Origin of the sequence: Jiangella asiatica, assembly GCF_004349065.1 — a bacterium.
Taxonomy (GTDB): domain Bacteria; phylum Actinomycetota; class Actinomycetes; order Jiangellales; family Jiangellaceae; genus Jiangella; species Jiangella asiatica.
The window spans coordinates 161,203-176,510 of the sequence record NZ_SMKZ01000001.1 but is presented as its reverse complement, the minus strand read 5'-3'; the positions used below and the strand labels follow the sequence as shown (position 1 = coordinate 176,510).

General features: G+C 70.5%; 16 protein-coding genes. 4 read left to right on the top strand and 12 right to left on the bottom strand.

The window, feature by feature from the left end:
- Positions 1-19: 19 nt before the first annotated feature.
- Positions 20-796: a DeoR/GlpR family DNA-binding transcription regulator gene (locus tag E1269_RS00795; protein WP_131889993.1), complete on the bottom strand. Its 777-nt coding sequence runs from the start codon at positions 794-796 to the stop codon at positions 20-22.
- 188 nt (positions 797-984) lie between these two features.
- On the opposite strand from E1269_RS00795, the gene E1269_RS00790 reads away from it, so the two are divergent.
- From E1269_RS00790 to E1269_RS00775, 4 genes are all read left to right on the top strand, one after another.
- On the top strand, positions 985-1,806 hold the full coding sequence (locus tag E1269_RS00790; protein WP_203432662.1) for a BtpA family protein: 822 nt from the start codon (positions 985-987) through the stop codon (positions 1,804-1,806).
- A gap of 194 nt (positions 1,807-2,000) precedes the next feature.
- Entirely contained in the window at positions 2,001-3,167 is a 1,167-nt protein-coding gene (locus E1269_RS00785; RefSeq protein WP_162606158.1) for an extracellular solute-binding protein, read from the top strand.
- Positions 3,167-4,117: a carbohydrate ABC transporter permease gene (locus E1269_RS00780; RefSeq protein ID WP_131889989.1), complete on the top strand. Its 951-nt coding sequence runs from the start codon at positions 3,167-3,169 to the stop codon at positions 4,115-4,117. The genes E1269_RS00785 and E1269_RS00780 overlap by 1 nt, the downstream gene beginning before the upstream one ends.
- Positions 4,114-4,953, top strand: a complete 840-nt coding sequence (locus E1269_RS00775) for a carbohydrate ABC transporter permease (protein ID WP_131889987.1) — start codon at positions 4,114-4,116, stop codon at positions 4,951-4,953. The genes E1269_RS00780 and E1269_RS00775 overlap by 4 nt, the downstream gene beginning before the upstream one ends.
- Positions 4,954-4,972: 19 nt before the next feature.
- Here the strand turns inward: E1269_RS00775 and E1269_RS00770 are convergent, their stop codons facing one another.
- The 11 genes from E1269_RS00770 to E1269_RS00720 form a co-directional block, all read right to left on the bottom strand.
- Positions 4,973-5,752, bottom strand: coding sequence for a sulfite exporter TauE/SafE family protein (locus E1269_RS00770; RefSeq protein WP_131889985.1), 780 nt, complete (start codon positions 5,750-5,752; stop codon positions 4,973-4,975).
- Positions 5,753-5,829: 77 nt separating this feature from the next.
- The gene (locus tag E1269_RS00765; protein ID WP_131889983.1) at positions 5,830-6,537 is read right to left on the bottom strand and encodes a GntR family transcriptional regulator; all 708 of its coding nucleotides are present in this window, start codon (positions 6,535-6,537) and stop codon (positions 5,830-5,832) included.
- Positions 6,524-7,018, bottom strand: a complete 495-nt coding sequence (locus tag E1269_RS00760) for a PTS sugar transporter subunit IIB (RefSeq protein ID WP_131889981.1) — start codon at positions 7,016-7,018, stop codon at positions 6,524-6,526. The genes E1269_RS00765 and E1269_RS00760 overlap by 14 nt, the downstream gene beginning before the upstream one ends.
- Positions 7,019-7,030: 12 nt before the next feature.
- The gene (gene nagA / locus E1269_RS00755; RefSeq protein ID WP_131889979.1) at positions 7,031-8,197 is read right to left on the bottom strand and encodes an N-acetylglucosamine-6-phosphate deacetylase; all 1,167 of its coding nucleotides are present in this window, start codon (positions 8,195-8,197) and stop codon (positions 7,031-7,033) included.
- An 8-nt stretch (positions 8,198-8,205) separates the two neighbouring features.
- The gene (locus tag E1269_RS00750) at positions 8,206-9,048 is read right to left on the bottom strand and encodes a PTS system mannose/fructose/sorbose family transporter subunit IID (RefSeq protein WP_131889977.1); all 843 of its coding nucleotides are present in this window, start codon (positions 9,046-9,048) and stop codon (positions 8,206-8,208) included.
- Between the two features lie 19 nt (positions 9,049-9,067).
- Positions 9,068-9,832, bottom strand: a complete 765-nt coding sequence (locus E1269_RS00745; RefSeq protein WP_131889975.1) for a PTS mannose/fructose/sorbose/N-acetylgalactosamine transporter subunit IIC — start codon at positions 9,830-9,832, stop codon at positions 9,068-9,070.
- Complete coding sequence (locus tag E1269_RS00740) at positions 9,829-10,251, bottom strand: PTS sugar transporter subunit IIA (protein WP_131889973.1); 423 nt, start codon at positions 10,249-10,251, stop codon at positions 9,829-9,831. Before E1269_RS00740 ends, E1269_RS00745 begins: the two co-directional genes overlap by 4 nt.
- Before the next feature lie 165 nt (positions 10,252-10,416).
- Entirely contained in the window at positions 10,417-12,057 is a 1,641-nt protein-coding gene (locus E1269_RS00735) for an amidohydrolase (RefSeq protein WP_131889971.1), read from the bottom strand.
- An 87-nt stretch (positions 12,058-12,144) separates the two neighbouring features.
- Positions 12,145-13,620 (bottom strand): aldehyde dehydrogenase family protein, encoded by a 1,476-nt coding sequence (locus tag E1269_RS00730; RefSeq protein WP_131889969.1) that lies wholly within the window; start codon positions 13,618-13,620, stop codon positions 12,145-12,147.
- An 11-nt stretch (positions 13,621-13,631) separates the two neighbouring features.
- Entirely contained in the window at positions 13,632-14,450 is an 819-nt protein-coding gene (locus tag E1269_RS00725) for an ABC transporter permease (RefSeq protein WP_131889967.1), read from the bottom strand.
- Complete coding sequence (locus E1269_RS00720; RefSeq protein WP_131889965.1) at positions 14,447-15,304, bottom strand: ABC transporter permease; 858 nt, start codon at positions 15,302-15,304, stop codon at positions 14,447-14,449. Before E1269_RS00720 ends, E1269_RS00725 begins: the two co-directional genes overlap by 4 nt.
- Between the last annotated feature and the right edge of the window lie 4 nt (positions 15,305-15,308).

Sequence of the window (15,308 nt, the reverse complement as noted above, 5' to 3'; positions counted from 1 at the left end):
GGACAGCCGGCGCCCGCGATCAGGAACTTTCCGCCGCTGGGTCTGCGGCGACGCAGATCAGCCGGTCGCCGTAGGCGCCGCGGTCAGCGACCGGCAGGTCGTCGTCCGTGATGAGGTGGCGGACGTCGTCGATGGCCGCCACGGGGCACACCGATCGATGCCCGAACTTGCTGCTGTCGGCGAGGACCGCCGTCGCGCTCGCGGACACGATCATGGCTCGCTTGGCCTTGCTCTCCTCGAGGCTGGAGTTCGTGATCCCGGCCGTGGGGTCGATCGCGTCGGCGCCGAGGAACGCCCAGTCGGCCCGGACCTCGCCGAGCAGGCGCACGGCGTGGTCGCCGATCATCGTGTAGACCCCCTCCATCACCTGCCCTCCGGTGACCAGCAGCATCCAGCCGGCCTGCTCGGCGCTGAACTTGGCGACGCGAAGGTCGTTGGTGACGATGGTGAGCGAGTTCAGGTGGCGCAGGCGCTCGACGAACGCGTACGTGGTGGACCCGCTGTCGATGACGAGGATCTGCCCGTCGGACACCAGGCCGGCCGCGTGTTCCGCGATCGCCTTCTTCTGCGGGAGGCGCTTGGTCTTCTTCAGCCGATAGGGGATGTCGGGCTCCCCGGCCACCGTCAGCGCCGTGGCGCCGCCGTGGCTGCGCCGCAGCGCTCCTTCGCGCTCGAGTACGGCGAGGTCACGACGGATCGTCGAGACGTCGACGCCGAACCGTTCGCTCAGCTCGCTGGTGGCGACGAAGCCATTGGCGAGGAGTTCTCGGCGAATGAGCTCGTGCCGCGTGGTCATCAACACAGGTCCGCCCTCTCTCCAGTGTGCGGGCATTGTATCGCGCAAGTTCGCAGCGCATCATGCCCGAATACCCCGCTCTGCCGCATGATGCTGCACGAATTTACGCGATTTTGCCTTGACTACCGAGCGAAACCGGGCGTAGCGTCCACGCACCGGCGCGCACATCACTCGAGCGAAGGACAACCGTGACCGTCATCACCGAACTGTTCGGCAAACCGAAGGCCATCATCGCCATGGCGCACCTGCCCGCCCTGCCGGGATTCCCGCTGTACGACGAGCGCGGTGGCATGGCCGCCATCCGGGACGCTGTGGCGCGTGACGTCGCCATCCTGGCGGCCAGCGGTGTCGACGCGGTGCTGTTCTGCAACGAGAACGACCGTCCGTACAGCACGACGGCCGGGCCGGAGGTGACGTCGGCCATGGCGGCCGTGGTCACCGAGGCGGCGCGCGAGCTGACCATCCCGTTCGGCGTCGACGTCCTGTGGGACCCGCAGGCCGCGATCGCCATCGCGCACGCCACCGGCGCGCGGTTCGTGCGCGAGGTGTTCACCGGGGTCTACGCGAGCGAGCTGGGATTGTGGGACACCGACCCGAACGGTGCGCTGAAGTTCCGGCGCGCCATCGGCGCCTCCGAGGTGAAGCTCTTCTTCAACATCACCGCCGAGTTCGCCGCGCCCCTGGACACCCGGTCGGTGGGGCAGGTCGCGCACAGCGCGGTGTTCAGCTCGCTGGCCGACGGGATCCTCGTCTCCGGCTCCGCCACCGGCGTCGCCGCGGACCCGGAGAAGGTGCGGGAGGCAAAGAACGCCGTCCCGGACGTCGCCGTACTGGCCAACACCGGGGTCACCGCGGCCAGCGTCGGATCGGTCCTCTCGATCGCCGACGGCGTCATCGTGGGCTCCTCGCTCAAGAAGGACGGCAACACCTGGAACGAGGTCGACGCAGACCGGGTGGCCGAGTTCGTCGAGGCCGCCACGGCCAGCGGTCACTGGCGGCCGGGGGCGTAACGCGGCCGGTACACCGTCCGCCGGCCCACGAGCACGTGACAAGCACGCATCACCGACAAAGAGGGAGCACGGCAGTGTCGAAATCGCATCGCAGAACCACTGCTCTCGTGGCGGCCGGATGTTCGGCCGTGGTCCTAGCGGCGTTTGGCTCGTCCGGCGACGGGGGGACGGCCGGCGGGACCGAATCGGGCACCTTGGAGATCTGGCTGAGCGACTGGGGCCCGGAGTACGAGCCGTACTGGGCGCAGATCGCCGACGAGTTCAGCACCGACGGCGTCGAGGTCGAACTACGGTTCGTCGGCGGCAACGACGCCCACCAGCAGTACGTGACGGCCATCAGCAGCCAGACGGCGCCGTGCATCGGGCTGGTCGGCAACACCTGGGTGCCGGAGTTCGCGTCGCTGGGCGCGCTCCGGCCGACGGGTCAGTCCCCGGACGACGTCAAGGAGCAGTACGTCTCCGCGGCCGCGGACAGCGTCACGTACGAGGACGAGGTCTACGGCTACCCGTGGAACGCAGCTGTCCGGGCGCTGGTCTACCGGGCGGACCTGTTCGAGCAGGCCGGTCTCGAGCCTCCGGCCACGTGGGACGACGTGGTCGACGTCGGGCTGGCCTTCCAGGACGCCTATCCCGACATGTACGGGTTCGGCGTCGCCGGCGGCGGGCAGTGGTACTACCTGCCCAACGTCTGGGCGTGGGGTGGCGAGATCGCCACGCAGGACGACGGCACGTGGGCGTCGCGCATGAACGAGCCCGAGGCCGTCGACGCGTACTCGTTCTACGCCGGCCTGCTCACCGAGCACGGCCTGTCGCCGGAAGGCGCCATGAACTGGAACGGCGGCGACCTCGTCAACGCGTTCAGCCAGAACGAGATCGGCATGTTCGTCGCCGGGAACTGGGACCTCAAGAGCCTGCTGCTGCAGAACCCGGAGATGGAGTCGAAGGTCGCCACGGCGCCGATGCCCAGCGGGCCCGCGGGCAACAACGCCACGTTCCTCGGCGGCAGCGACTTCGTGATCTTCGAGGGCTGCGAGCTCCCGGAGAAGTCCGAGGAGATCATCGACTACATCCTCGACCCGGAGCGGCTGGTGGAGATCACCAGCCAGCTCGGCTTCATGCCGGCGAAGCTCGACGCGCTGGAGCTGGAGTCGACCACCGGCTCGTACTCGTCGGAGCTGTGGAACGTGTTCCCGGCACAGCTGGAGACGGCCCGGTTCGTGCCGACGACCCCGGCCTGGGGCGGCGTCGAAGCCACCGGCGAGCTGGTCAACGCGCTGCACGCCATCATCGGGGGTTCGGCTCCGCGAGACGTCATGGACGACCTCGCGCAGACGATGGACGACACCCTGGGAGACGGCTAGTGGCCGTCCGGGCCGACGCACGCCGTCAGCCGCCGCTCCGCCGGGTCCCGGCCCGGCGAGGCGGCGGCTGGCTGGCTCGGGACCATCGCCGCTACGCGCTGCTGTTCCTGCTCCCGGCACTCGCGGTACTGATCGGCGTCATCGGTGTTCCGCTGCTGGACGTGTTGTGGCTGTCGCTGCACGACGGCCGCGGAGTCGAGACCGGCGAGTTCGTCGGGTTCGAGCACTACACGGAGCTCGTGACGGACGCGCAGTACCTGGCGTCCCTGCTGCGCACCATCGTCTGGGTGGCCGGCACCGTCGCGCTCAGCATGGTGCTCGCGCTGGCCGTGGCGTTGCTGCTCAACCGGCTACCCCGCTGGGCCGGGCTCTTGGGAATCGTGGTGCTGCTGCCGTGGGCGATGCCGCGGGTGGCCTCCGGGATCATCTGGAAGTGGATGTTCAACGACCAGTACGGCGTGGTCAACTGGCTGCTCACCTCGCTCGGGTTCGAGCGGTTCGACGGGTTCTCGTGGTTCGCCCAGGGCGAGACGGCGTTCGTGGCCATAGGTACGGCCAGCGTGTGGCAGCGGGTGCCGTTCCTGGCCATCGCCCTCTACGGCGCGCTCAGCACCGTGGACCGGGCGGTGCTGGAGGCCGCTCGCGTGGACGGCGCCGGCTCGCTGCGGATCCTGCTGCGCATCACGCTGCCGATGATCATGCCGGTGCTGCTGATCCTGATCGTGCTGTCCAGCATCTCGTCGTTCAACTCGTTCGACTACGTGTTCGTGATGACGACCCCGGCGGGCGGTCCGAACCACGAGACCGAACTGGTGTCGATCCTGACCTGGGTGACTGGGTTCGGCCTGCTGGAGCAGGGCCGCGCGGCGGCGATCGCCGTCACCTCGCTGCTGGTTCTCAGCGCACTCACCGCAGTCTACTACCGCCTCAGCAGGGAGGAGAGGACGTGAGCCGCCGCTTGACACCGCGCCGTCTCCTGACCGGCACCGGGTTGACGATCATGACGACGCTGCTCGTCGTCGCCTGCCTCTTCCCCTTCTACTGGATGTTCGTCACGTCCATCAAACCCGAGCCGGAGATCTTCACCAAGACGCCGCACCTGTGGACCGCGAACCCGACCTTCGAGCGGTACGGCGCGCTGTTCGAGGGCGACTTCCTCCAGCAACTGGTCAACTCGTTGATCATCTCGACGGCGACGGTGGCGCTGACGTTGCTGCTGGCGGTCGTCGCGGCCTACGCCCTGGCCCGGCTCCACATCCGCGGCAAGACGGTACTGCTGGTCGTCCTTCTGTCACTGCAGATGCTGCCGGAGATCGTGCTGATCATCCCGCTCTACCGGTTCGCGATCGACGCCGGACTGATCAACACGCTGATCGGGGTGATCGTCGCCAACCTCACGATGACCGTGGCCTTCACGATCTGGCTGGTCCGCGGCTACCTCGTCGGCATCCCGATCGAGATCGAAGAGGCCGCCTGGGTGGACGGGGCCAGCCGCTTCACCGCGCTGTGGCGGATCGTGCTCCCGCTGGCCTGGCCGGGCATCGCGGCGGCCGCCGTCCAGGGCTTCATCAGCGCATGGAACGAGCTGCTCATCGCGGTGACGTTCCTGCGCGAGGAGGAGCTCAAGACCCTGCCGGTCGCGCTGCAGTCGTTCTTCAACGAGTATTTCGTCGACTGGGGCGGTGTCATGGCGGCGTCGACGTTGTTCTCGATCCCCATCCTCGTCTTCTTCGGCCTGGTCCAGCGGCGGCTGGCACAGGGCTTCGGCGGCGCGGTGAAGGGCTGACCGCGTCCGGGCCAAGACCTCAGCCGATGAGTTCGTGGGCCAACGAGACGACGGCGATGACGATGATGAGGGCGCGCAGCGCCCAGTCCGGTACGGCCTTCGCGAGCCGGCCCCCGGTGTAGCCGCCGATCGTCGCGCCGACGGCCATGACGGCGACGGCGAGCCACTCGACGTCGGCGTGGCCGGTGAAGTAGGCGATCGTGAAGCCGGTTGCGGCGGTGACGTTCACGGTCAAAGTCAGGAGGTTCTTGATGCCGTTGGTCGTGCGCAGGGGCCGGCCGCTGAAGGCGCCCAGCGCGCCGAGCAGCAGGATGCCCTGGGCGGCGGCGAAGTAGCCGCCGTAGACGGAGCAGCCGAGGATCGAGAGGCGCAGGCCGTTGCTGCCGAACGGGTTGTCGCCCGCCCGCCGCCCGGCTCGTGACCGTGCCAGGTCCGCCAACCGCGGTTGGACGATCACCAGGACGAGGGCGAACCCGATGAGGATCGGCACGATCACGTCGAGTGCGTCGGCGCTGGTGGTGAGCAGGAGAACGGAGCCGATGACGCCGCCGGCGACGGAGATGTAACGCAAGCCGCGGATGTGCTCGCGGTCCTCCCGCAGCTCCTTGCGGTAGGCCAGGGTGCCGCCGAGCGCCGACGTGACCATGGCGATCGTGTTGGTGGTCACGGCCGCCGCCGGGTCCAGGCCGAAGGCCAGGAGGACCGGAAGGGTGACCAGCGAACCGGAGCCGACAGCCCCGTTGATAGATCCGGCCGCCAGGGCGGCGAGCAACAACAGGCCGAGCTCAACTGCGGACATGACACTCTTTCTCAGCCGGCGACGAGGCCAGGCTGTCCAGCTCCGCCGGGGTGCTCAGCGACCCCGGGCGGGAGCGGCTACTGACCGGTGAACTCCAGCAGGTCCCTGGAGTGGTCGATGTGGTTCAGCATGAGATCGCGGGCGCGGTCGGCATCGCGAGCGACCACGGCGTCGAGGATCTCGCGATGTTCGGCCCAGGAGGACGGTGCCCGGTTGGTGATGATGGTCGCCAGGTACCAGCCCGCACGTCGTTCGAGGTCGGCGACGAGGGCGATCGATACGCGGTTGCCGCCGATCTCGGTCATCGTCCGGTGGAAGGTGCGGTTCAGCTCGATCAGCCGGCGGGGGTCGTCGTGGCGCTGGGACGCCTCGTGCCCTTCGGCGTAGATGACCTCCAGCCGCCGCGCGCCGTCGTCGTCGATGTTCTGGGCGGCCAGCCGGCAGCTGTCCGACTCCAGCAGCGCTCGGACGTGGAAGACCTCCCGCGCCTCGCGGGCCGTCGGCTCGTGGACGAACGCACCACGCCCGGCTCGCAGGTCGACGAAGCCGGCGGCGGACAGCGACTGGAGTGCCTCCCTGACCGGCTGCCGGCTCACCCCCAGCAACTCCGCCAGGGACTCCTCGGCGAGGTGCTCGCCGGGGGCGAGCCGGCCGAAGACGATGAACTCCTCGAGCGCCTGGCGGACCTGCTCACGCAGGCTCGCCCGCTGCAGGACCGGGACGTCACCTCGGGCGAGCTGCCTCGTGGCACCGGCCCGGGCGTCGAGGGAGTCAGGCGTGGTCATGGCTCAGTCCGGCGACGAGCTTGCCCAGGTCGGTCCGCGCCGTGCCGGGCAACCACTGGGCTTCCAAACGGACGCCTTGGTCGGACAGCTCCCGCCAGATGGCGATCTCGTCGTCGCTGGCGTGCACTTCCTTGGTCAGTCGCTTGCGCCCCGGCCCGGTGTGGACGTTGCCGACGTTGACCTCGGTCATCTTCATGCCGGCATCGTGCAGTGCCTTGAGCTCCCTCGGGCCTTTGACGATGACGATCGTCTTGACGTCGGAGCCGGACTGTTCGACGATCCGCGCGGAGTCCGCGATGGACAGGATGTCGGCCCGCACGCCGGCCGGCACCGCGAGGAGCATCAGGTTCTTCTGCGTCGGGTTCGCCGCGGTGGCGTCGTCGGCCACGAGGATCTGCTGGATACCCAGCGCCTGGGTCCATCCCATGACGACCTGGCCGTGGATCAGCCGGTCGTCGACGCGGATCAGGGCGATGTCCATCTCGTTCCCTCTCTATGGCCTTTCCCATTGTCCATGCATGATCGTGTGCGCGATCGTCGCGTCGTCGTCGACGACGATCAGGTCGGCGCGGTGGCCGACGGCGACGGCTCCCCGGTCGGCGAGACCGAGCGAGCGCGCCGGGTTGCGGGCCGCCGCGGTCAGCGCGATCTCCAGCGGCACGCCGGCCGTGAGCAGTACGCGGACACCGTCGATAAGCGTCGATGTGCTGCCCGCGATGCCGCCGGCCCGGGTGAAGGCGCGGCCACCGCTGACCTGGACCTCGGTGCCGTCCCAGCGACGGTGCTCGCCGTCGGGCAGGCCGGAGACGTCGGTGCCGTCGCTCACCAGCATCAGGCGGTCCCGCACGCCCGGCATGGCGGCGAGCGCGCCGATCAGCTCCGGCGCGACGTGCAGACCGTCGGCGACGATCTCGAGGTAGACCGCCTCGTCGGCGAGCAGCGCCGGCACCGGCCCCGGGTTGCGGTGGTGGATGGACGGCATCGCGTTGAACAGGTGCGTGGCCCGCCGGGCTCCCCAGCCGACGGCCGCCCTGGCCTGCTCGAACGTCGCCGCCGTGTGGCCGACGGAGACCCGCACGCCGGCCTCGGTGAGGGTGCGGACGGCGGACTCCGCGTGCGGCAGCTCGGGCGCGACAGTGCAGATGCGCAACGCCCCACCGGCCGCGGCGAGCAGTTCGGCGATCCGCGCCGGCTCCGGCTCGATCAGGTTCTCCCGCCGGTGCACACCGCGGAAGTCCGGGCTCAGGAACGGTCCCTCCAGATGAATCCCCAGCAGGTCCGCCCCGTCCGCCTCCGTCGGACCGGTCAGCGCGGCCAGGCCACGCACCGACCGGAGGATCTGCTCGAACGGGACCGATGCGGTGGTGGCGACGAACGACGTCACGCCGGCCGCACGCAGCCGCCGCCCGATCGCCCGCACTACGTCCCCGTCGGCGCTCATGACGTTGAACCCGAGGCCACCGTGCACGTGCGTGTCGATCAGGCCGGGCGCCACGATGCGCCCGTCCAGGTCGATCCGCTGCACGTCGCGTCCGGCGCCGTGCGCCGCAAGCACCCCGGCGATGACACCGGCCCGCACGTGGACGGAACCCGGTTCGAGCCGGCCGTCGGGGAGCAGCACCCGCGCGCGGGTCAGCACGTACTCGTCGGTCTCGGACATGGCGCGGATCAGGCCAGGATGCCGAAGTAGCCGAGCACCAGACCGACCACCAGCGTGCCGAGCAGCACCCAGACCGGCGACACCCGGCGCCGGATCAGTACGTAGACGCCCAGCGTCGCGATCAGCGGCAGCAACGCCGGCAGCACGAGGTCGAGCTGGTCCTGCAGGGCGATGGTCTGCTCACCGCTGGTGTAGGACCACGGCGTGGTGACGTCGAGCAGGGTCGCCACGAGCGCACCGGTGACCGCGAGTCCGACGATGGTCGCGCCCTGCTTGATCTGGTCGATCTGCGCGGGCGAGAGCTTCTCGAAGAACTGCATGCCGGTCCTGTAGCCGCTCGCCGTGCCGCCGATCCGCATGAGCACCTGGACGGCCAGCAGCACGAGGAAGAAGATGATCGGCCCGGCGATGTTGCCGTCGATGGCCATCCCGGCGCAGACCGCCGCCAGGATGGGCCGGATGGTCCCGAAGATCAGGGAGTCACCGATACCGGCCAGCGGCGCCATCAGCCCGACCTTGACGGAGTTGATCGCCTCGTCGTTGAGCTCCGTGGCGCCCTTGGCGCGCTGCTCCTCCATGGAGGCGGTGACACCGGCGATCGGGCCGACCACCCACGGGTTGGTGTTGAAGTAGACCAGGTGCCGCTGGTACGCGGCCGCCCGGTCGACCGGGTCGGGGTAGAGCCGGTCCAGCGTGGGGCGCATCACCCACCAGAATCCGAGGTTCTGGAACCGCTCGTAGTTGAATCCGCCCTGCAGGAGCAGGCCGCGCACCGTCAGCCGCCGGATCTCCCGGCTCTGCTCGTCCGGCCGCTCCAGTACCTCGGTGGCCGTGCTGGCGTTCTCTGTCATGGTGTCTTCTCTCTCCCGCTCAGAGCAGCGCCGACGACTGGGGCGTGGACGGTGCCTGCGGGGTGCGGTTGCGCATGATCACGATCACGATCGCGGTGGCGATGACGGCGACGCCGATCACCGTGAAGTCGGTGAAGGCGGCCAGGGCGAACCCGGCGAAGAACAGTGGGAAGAGCGCCTTGTTGTACAGCACCGACAGCAGGATTCCGAAGCCCACCGCCGGTAGCAGCGCCGCGGAGGTGTTCAGGGCGTTCTGGACGTCGTCGCTCAGCGCGGAGAGCACCCCTTCCAGCGCGTTGGCGCCGAACTGCAGCACCAGGAAGGTCGGCACGAAGTAGGCGAGGAAGTGGATCGCGTTGCCGATCCAGATGATGCCGGTGATGGTCCGTCCTCGTGCTTGCGCGGCGGCCGCGTCGGCGCGGTGCACCAGGAAGGAGCAGACGGTCTTGGCGAACAGCTCGCAGAAGGTGCCGAGCACGGCCGCCGGCACCGCCGCCACCAGCGCCGTCTCGACGCCCTGACCCGCGGAGATGGACAGCGCCGTGCCGACGGCCGCGCCGATGGCCACGTTCGGCGGGGCGGTGCCGCCGAACGTCGCGGCGCCGATGAAGATCAGCTCCAGGGAGCCGCCCACGATCAGGCCGGTCTCGAGGTCGCCCATGATGAGGCCGACGACGGGGCCGAGGATGATCGGGCGCTCGATCTGTGGATCGCCGAGGATGCGTCGCGCCAGGTAGGCCAGGGCGACCACCAGCGCGATGAGGAACGCTTGCCAGAGCGTCACGACACTCCTCCTTCCGGGCGGACGAGCGACCCGGCGGCACGGATCCCGTCCTGTCCCGCGGTGACGGCCCGGGCGGCGAGCTCGGACGCGGTCGAGGTTCCGGCGCTCAGCGCCAGGTCGATGAGCATGGGGAGATTGACGCCGGTGACGACGTTCGCGCGTCCGGCTGCGGCCTGGGTGAGCGCGACGCGGGCGGGCGATCCGCCGAGGACGTCGGCCAGGATCAGGACCCGGCCCGGCTCACCGTCGGGGTTCAGCCGGTCGATCAGCGAACCCACGCGGTCGGTCAGCTCGTCGACACCGGCACCGACCGGGAAGTCGACGGCGTGCACGTTCTCCGTCGAGCCGACGATCATCTGCGCCGTCTCGAGCAACGAGGCGGCGAACGAACCGTGGCCCGTCACGACGATACTTGTCATCCATACTGCATACAGTATGGAGAAAGATCCCTGCAACCCGGGACGCGAGGAGCGAGATGCCGGCCGACCGGTCCATCACCCTGACCGGAGGAGGAGCAGGCCGCCGCGACCAGGCGCTCGGCGACATCACCAGGAGACGCGGACAGCGCTTCGAACAGACGCCCGTCAATGACGGAGGCGGTAGACCTCGCGGCCGTCCACCCAGGTGGAGCGGACGGTGACCTCGCCCAGCGCGTCCGGCGACACCGCCAGCGGGTCGGCGTCGAGCAGCACGAAGTCTGCCCGCTTGCCGACCTCGAGGGAGCCGATCAGGTCCTCCCATCCCAGCGAGTACGCCGCCCACCGGGTGTACATGGCCAGCGCCTCCGCGACCGTGACCGCCTCGTGGCCGTCGATGACCTCGCCGCTGGCGGTGCGCCGGGTGACCGCGGCCTGCATCGCGGGAAAGGGGTGGTGCTGGTCGGCGGTGATGCCGATGGCGTCGGAGTTGCCGGGGATCGCCAGGCCAGCGTCGATGAGGGTGCGGAACGGCATCAGCGTGCCGATCCGGTCGTGCCCGAGGTGGCCGGCATAGCCCGGCGCCGTCGTCAGCAGGAACGCCGGCTGCGGCACCGGCACGATCCCGAGGTCGAGCATCCGCTTGATCCGCTCATCGGTCATGAACATGTTCCCGGCATGCTCGATGCGGTGCCGGATGACCGCGCGCCGGTCCGGCGGCAGGGCGGCGACGGCGTCGATGGCCTGATCCAGCGCGCGGTCGCCGATGGCGTGGATCGCGATCTGCAGCCCCGCGTCGTCGGCCAGCCGCACCAGCTCGGCGACCTGGTCGTCGGTGTATGCCAGCTCGCCGCGGTAGCCCGGCTGCCCCGGATAGTCGTCGTGCAGGGCGGCGGCGCCGGCGGTCAGCCCGCCGTCGAGGAACACCTTGATGCCACCGAGGGCGAGCCTCTCACCGTCGACGACGGAGAACCTGCCGGCCAGCGCCGCGGAGCGGACGTCGGCGGCGGCGACGACGCTGGGCAGCTTCGGGTAGGCCACGGTGCGCAGCACCAGCTCCTCACGTGTGGCCAGGTCCACCAGGGCGTCGAGGGCGTGCGAGTGCAGCAGGATGTCGCCGAGCGCGGTGATGCCGACGCTGAGGTAGCGCTGCTGCACCGCCTTCATGGCGTCGGCGAGCACGGCGACGGGCGCCTGCGGTCCGCCGAGCGGCGCGAACATGTCGAACGTACGGCCGGTGGCGATGCCGGTGGCGGGGTCCCGTTCGATCCGGCCGCCGGGCGCGTCGGGGGTGTCGTCGTCGACTCCGAGCAGGTCCAGGGCCAGCGAGTTGAAGACGTTGAGGTGGTAGCTGGCGCGATAGATCACCGGGTGGGTGGTGCTGACGCGGTCCAGGTCGTGCCGGTCGGGGTAGCGGCCCTCGGCCAGCTTGGTGTGCTGGTAGTGCTCGCCCTGGCCGAGGATCCACTCGCCGGCACGTACGGCGGCGGCACGCTCGGCCAGGGCGGCGACGATGTCCTCGATCGAGGAGGCCCGGGTGGAGCGGCAGTCGACGGCCACCTCCCAGGCGTAGGCGAGCATCTCCAGGTGGGAGTGGGCGTCGATGAGGCCGGGCAGCACGGTCGCTCCTGCGGCGTCGACGACGCGCGGCCCGCCCTCAGCGCCGGAGGCCGCTCCGGCCAGCACCGACGACCGGCTGCCGACGGCGACGATGCGGCCGTCGCGGAAGCGGAACGCCTCGGCCACCGAGCCGGCGGTGTCCATGGTCCTCACGGTGGCGTTGACGATGCACACGTCGTTGCCGGTCATATACGTAGCTCCCTCATGCTCTGTCCGGGGCGCCGGCCGGAGTCCGGCGCCGCGGGTCGTCGTCGTGCGAACGCGTTGCGGCGCGGGTCATCGGCCCAGCTGCACCGTCTTGGTCTCCAGGAACTCCTCCACGCCGGCCCGGCCCCTCTCGCGCCCGAGACCGCTGGCGCGGACCCCGCCGAACGGCAGCTGCGGTTCGCTGACCAGCGCGCAGTTGACGCCGACGGAGCCGACGCGAAGCCGGCGGGCGATCTCCATCCCGCGGGCCGCGGAGCCGGCGAAGACGTAGCCGGCCAGGCCGTAGTCGGTGGCGTTGGCCAGCTGGACCGCCTCGTCGGCGTCGCGGCAGCGGACCACGGCCAGCAGCGGGCCGAACAGCTCCTCGGCGAAGACGCCCGGCTGCCGGTCACCGTCGGCGGACACGATGGCCGGCGAGACGTACGCGCTGACGTCGTTGGACCGCAGCCGGTCGCCGCCGGTCACCAGCGAGCCGCCGTCGCCGACGGCGGCGGCGAGCTGCGCCTCGATGCGTTCGACGGCGGCGAGGTCGATCATGGGCCCGAGGTCGGAGGTGCTCTCCAGCGGGTCGCCGACGCGCAGCCCACGCACCGCCTCGGTCAGCGCCGCCACGAAGTCCGCCGCCACCGACTCCACCACGTACACCCGGTTGGCCGCCACGCACGCCTGGCCGGCGTTGAGGTAGCGCGCCCGCACCAGCTGCGCGACGGCGAGGTCGAGGTCGGCGTCGTCGAGCACGACCACCGGCGCGTTCCCGCCCAGCTCGAGCAGCACCCGCTTGACGGTCGCGGCGGCCTCGCGCATCAGCAGCTCACCGACCCGGCGGGACCCGGTGAAGCTGACGCAGGCCACGTCGGGATGGGCGAGCAGGACCTCGCCGACCCGCGCCGGGTGTGACGTCGGCAGGACGTTGAGCACGCCCGGCGGCAGGCCCGCGGTCTGGAACGCCTTCGCGATGGCCAGCGCTGTCAGCGGCGTCTGCTCGGCGGGCTTGAGCACGACGGGGCAGCCGGCGGCGAGCGCGGCGCCGACCTTGCACGCGACCATGAACCCGGGGAAGTTCCACGGCGTGATCGCGGCGACGACGCCCACCGGTTCCTGGAGGACGACGGCGTCCCGCCCGGCCGCGACGTCGGACCAGGCCTGTCCGGGCAGCCGCATCGTCTCGTGCCCGAACCACTCGAAGAACCGGACGGTGTTGCGCGCCTCGGCCCGCGCCTCCGCCAGCGGCTTGCCGGTCTCGGCGCAGATGAGGACGGCGAGGTCGTCCTGGTTCTTGCGCATCGCCTCGACGGCGCCGCGCAGCACCTCGTAGCGCTCCCACCCGGGTGTGGCCGCCCAGCCCGGCAGCGCCGCCGCGGCGGCGGTGACCGCGGCGGCGGCGTCGTCGGCGCCGGCATCGGCGACGGTGGCCAGCACCCGCCCGCTCGCCGGGTCGAACACCTCGAACGTCTCCCCCGTGGCGCCGGGAGTCCAGGCGCCGTCGACGAACAGCCCAGGCTCGGTGCCGGCGAGGAACTCGACGGCGGTGTGGCTGGTGGTCATCTTGGGACTCCTCACCTGCTCAGGACGGTACGCAGACCGACGACGCGTTGGACGACGAGTGCCAGCGCCATGGCGACGACGGCACCCAGGCTCGACGCCGCGTACAGGCTGGGGGTGTTCGACACCTGGGCGCTGCCGAACAGGTACACCGGGAACGTCGTGGTGTCGGCGCCGACCAGGAACAGCGTCACGGCCACGTCCTCGAAGGACATGACGAACGCCATGAACATGCCGGCCAGGATGCTGGGCCGCAGCAGCGGCAGCACGACGCGAACCTGCGTCATCAGCGTTCCCGCGCCGAGCCCCGCCGCCGCCTCCTCCAGCCGCGGGTCGAGCGTCGACAGCCGGGCGATCACCGCGACCAGGACGTACGGCGACACGATCAGGACGTGGGCGACCAGCAGTCCCCAGAACGTGCCGAGCGCCTTGATCTCGGTCAGGTTCTGCCAGTACAGGAAGTACTGCAGGAACGCGATGCCCAGCACGATCGGCGGCAGTTGTAGCGGGCTGCGGAACACCGTCTCGATGGCGCTGCGGCCCGGCAGCCGCCCACGCACCAGCGCCATCGCCGCCGGCACGCACAGCACCACCGAGACGACGGCGCTGGCCAGGCCGAGCAGCAGGCTGGTGCTGAAGGTGCGGAACGCCTGGTCGGGGATCGTGGTGTACGCCGCCAGCGACCAGTCCGACGGCGGGAAGGCCACGGCCCGGGCGTTGAACGACGTCGCGAACACGACGACCAGCGGCGCCAGCAGGAACAGCGCGACCAGGACGGCCAGCGCGCGCGACAGCCCGCCGAGGATCGCGTCGGTGACGATGAGCCGCCTCATGCGTGCCCCCTCTCCCGGATGGTGCGCCGCCACCGGGTGAACACCAGGACGACGCAGGCGATCGCGACGATGACGATGCTGAGGATCGCTGCCAGCGTCGCCGCGGTCGCGTAGTCGAACAGCACCTGCGCCGCCTGCTGGATGAGGATCGGCAGCACCAGCACCCGGCCGCCGCCGAGCAGCGCCGGGGTGGTGAAGTACGCCGCGGTCGCCATAACCGCGATGAGGCCGATCGGCACCGCGTTCATCCAGGTCAGCGGGAGGTGCACGCGCAGGAACGTGCGCCAGCGCGACTCGCCCAGCCCGTACGCGGCGCGCTCCATCTCCCGTGGCACCGCCTCGATGACGGGGATCAGCGCGAGCATGATGATCGGCACCTGGACGTGCACCATGCCGACGGTGACCGCGATGGTGTTGTTGATCAGGCGCACCGGTTCGTCGACGACGCCCAGCGCCAGCAGCAGGTCGTTGAGCGGCCCGGAGTCGGCCAGCAGCACCCGCCAGCCCAGCGCGCGGGCGATCGCGCTGGCGAACAGCGAGCTCAGCGCGGCCACCATGATCAGCCGCGACAGCCAGGCCGGCCCGCGGACCACGTGGTACGCGATGAGGTACGCAAGCAGCAGCGACACGACCGCGGTCACCAGGGCGATGCCGAGCGTCGTCGCGAGCGAGTCCAGCACCGACTCGCTGCCCAGGGCGCGGCGGTAGTTGGTCAGCGAGGCGCCGTCGTCGGTGGACTCCGACGAGTCGTACAGGCTGGACCGAAGGAACTGCAGCGCCGGCAGCAGGAAGAAGAAGACGTAGAACAGCGCGAGCGGCAGGACGCCGATGCGCAGCACGCGCCGGCTCGTCATGGCG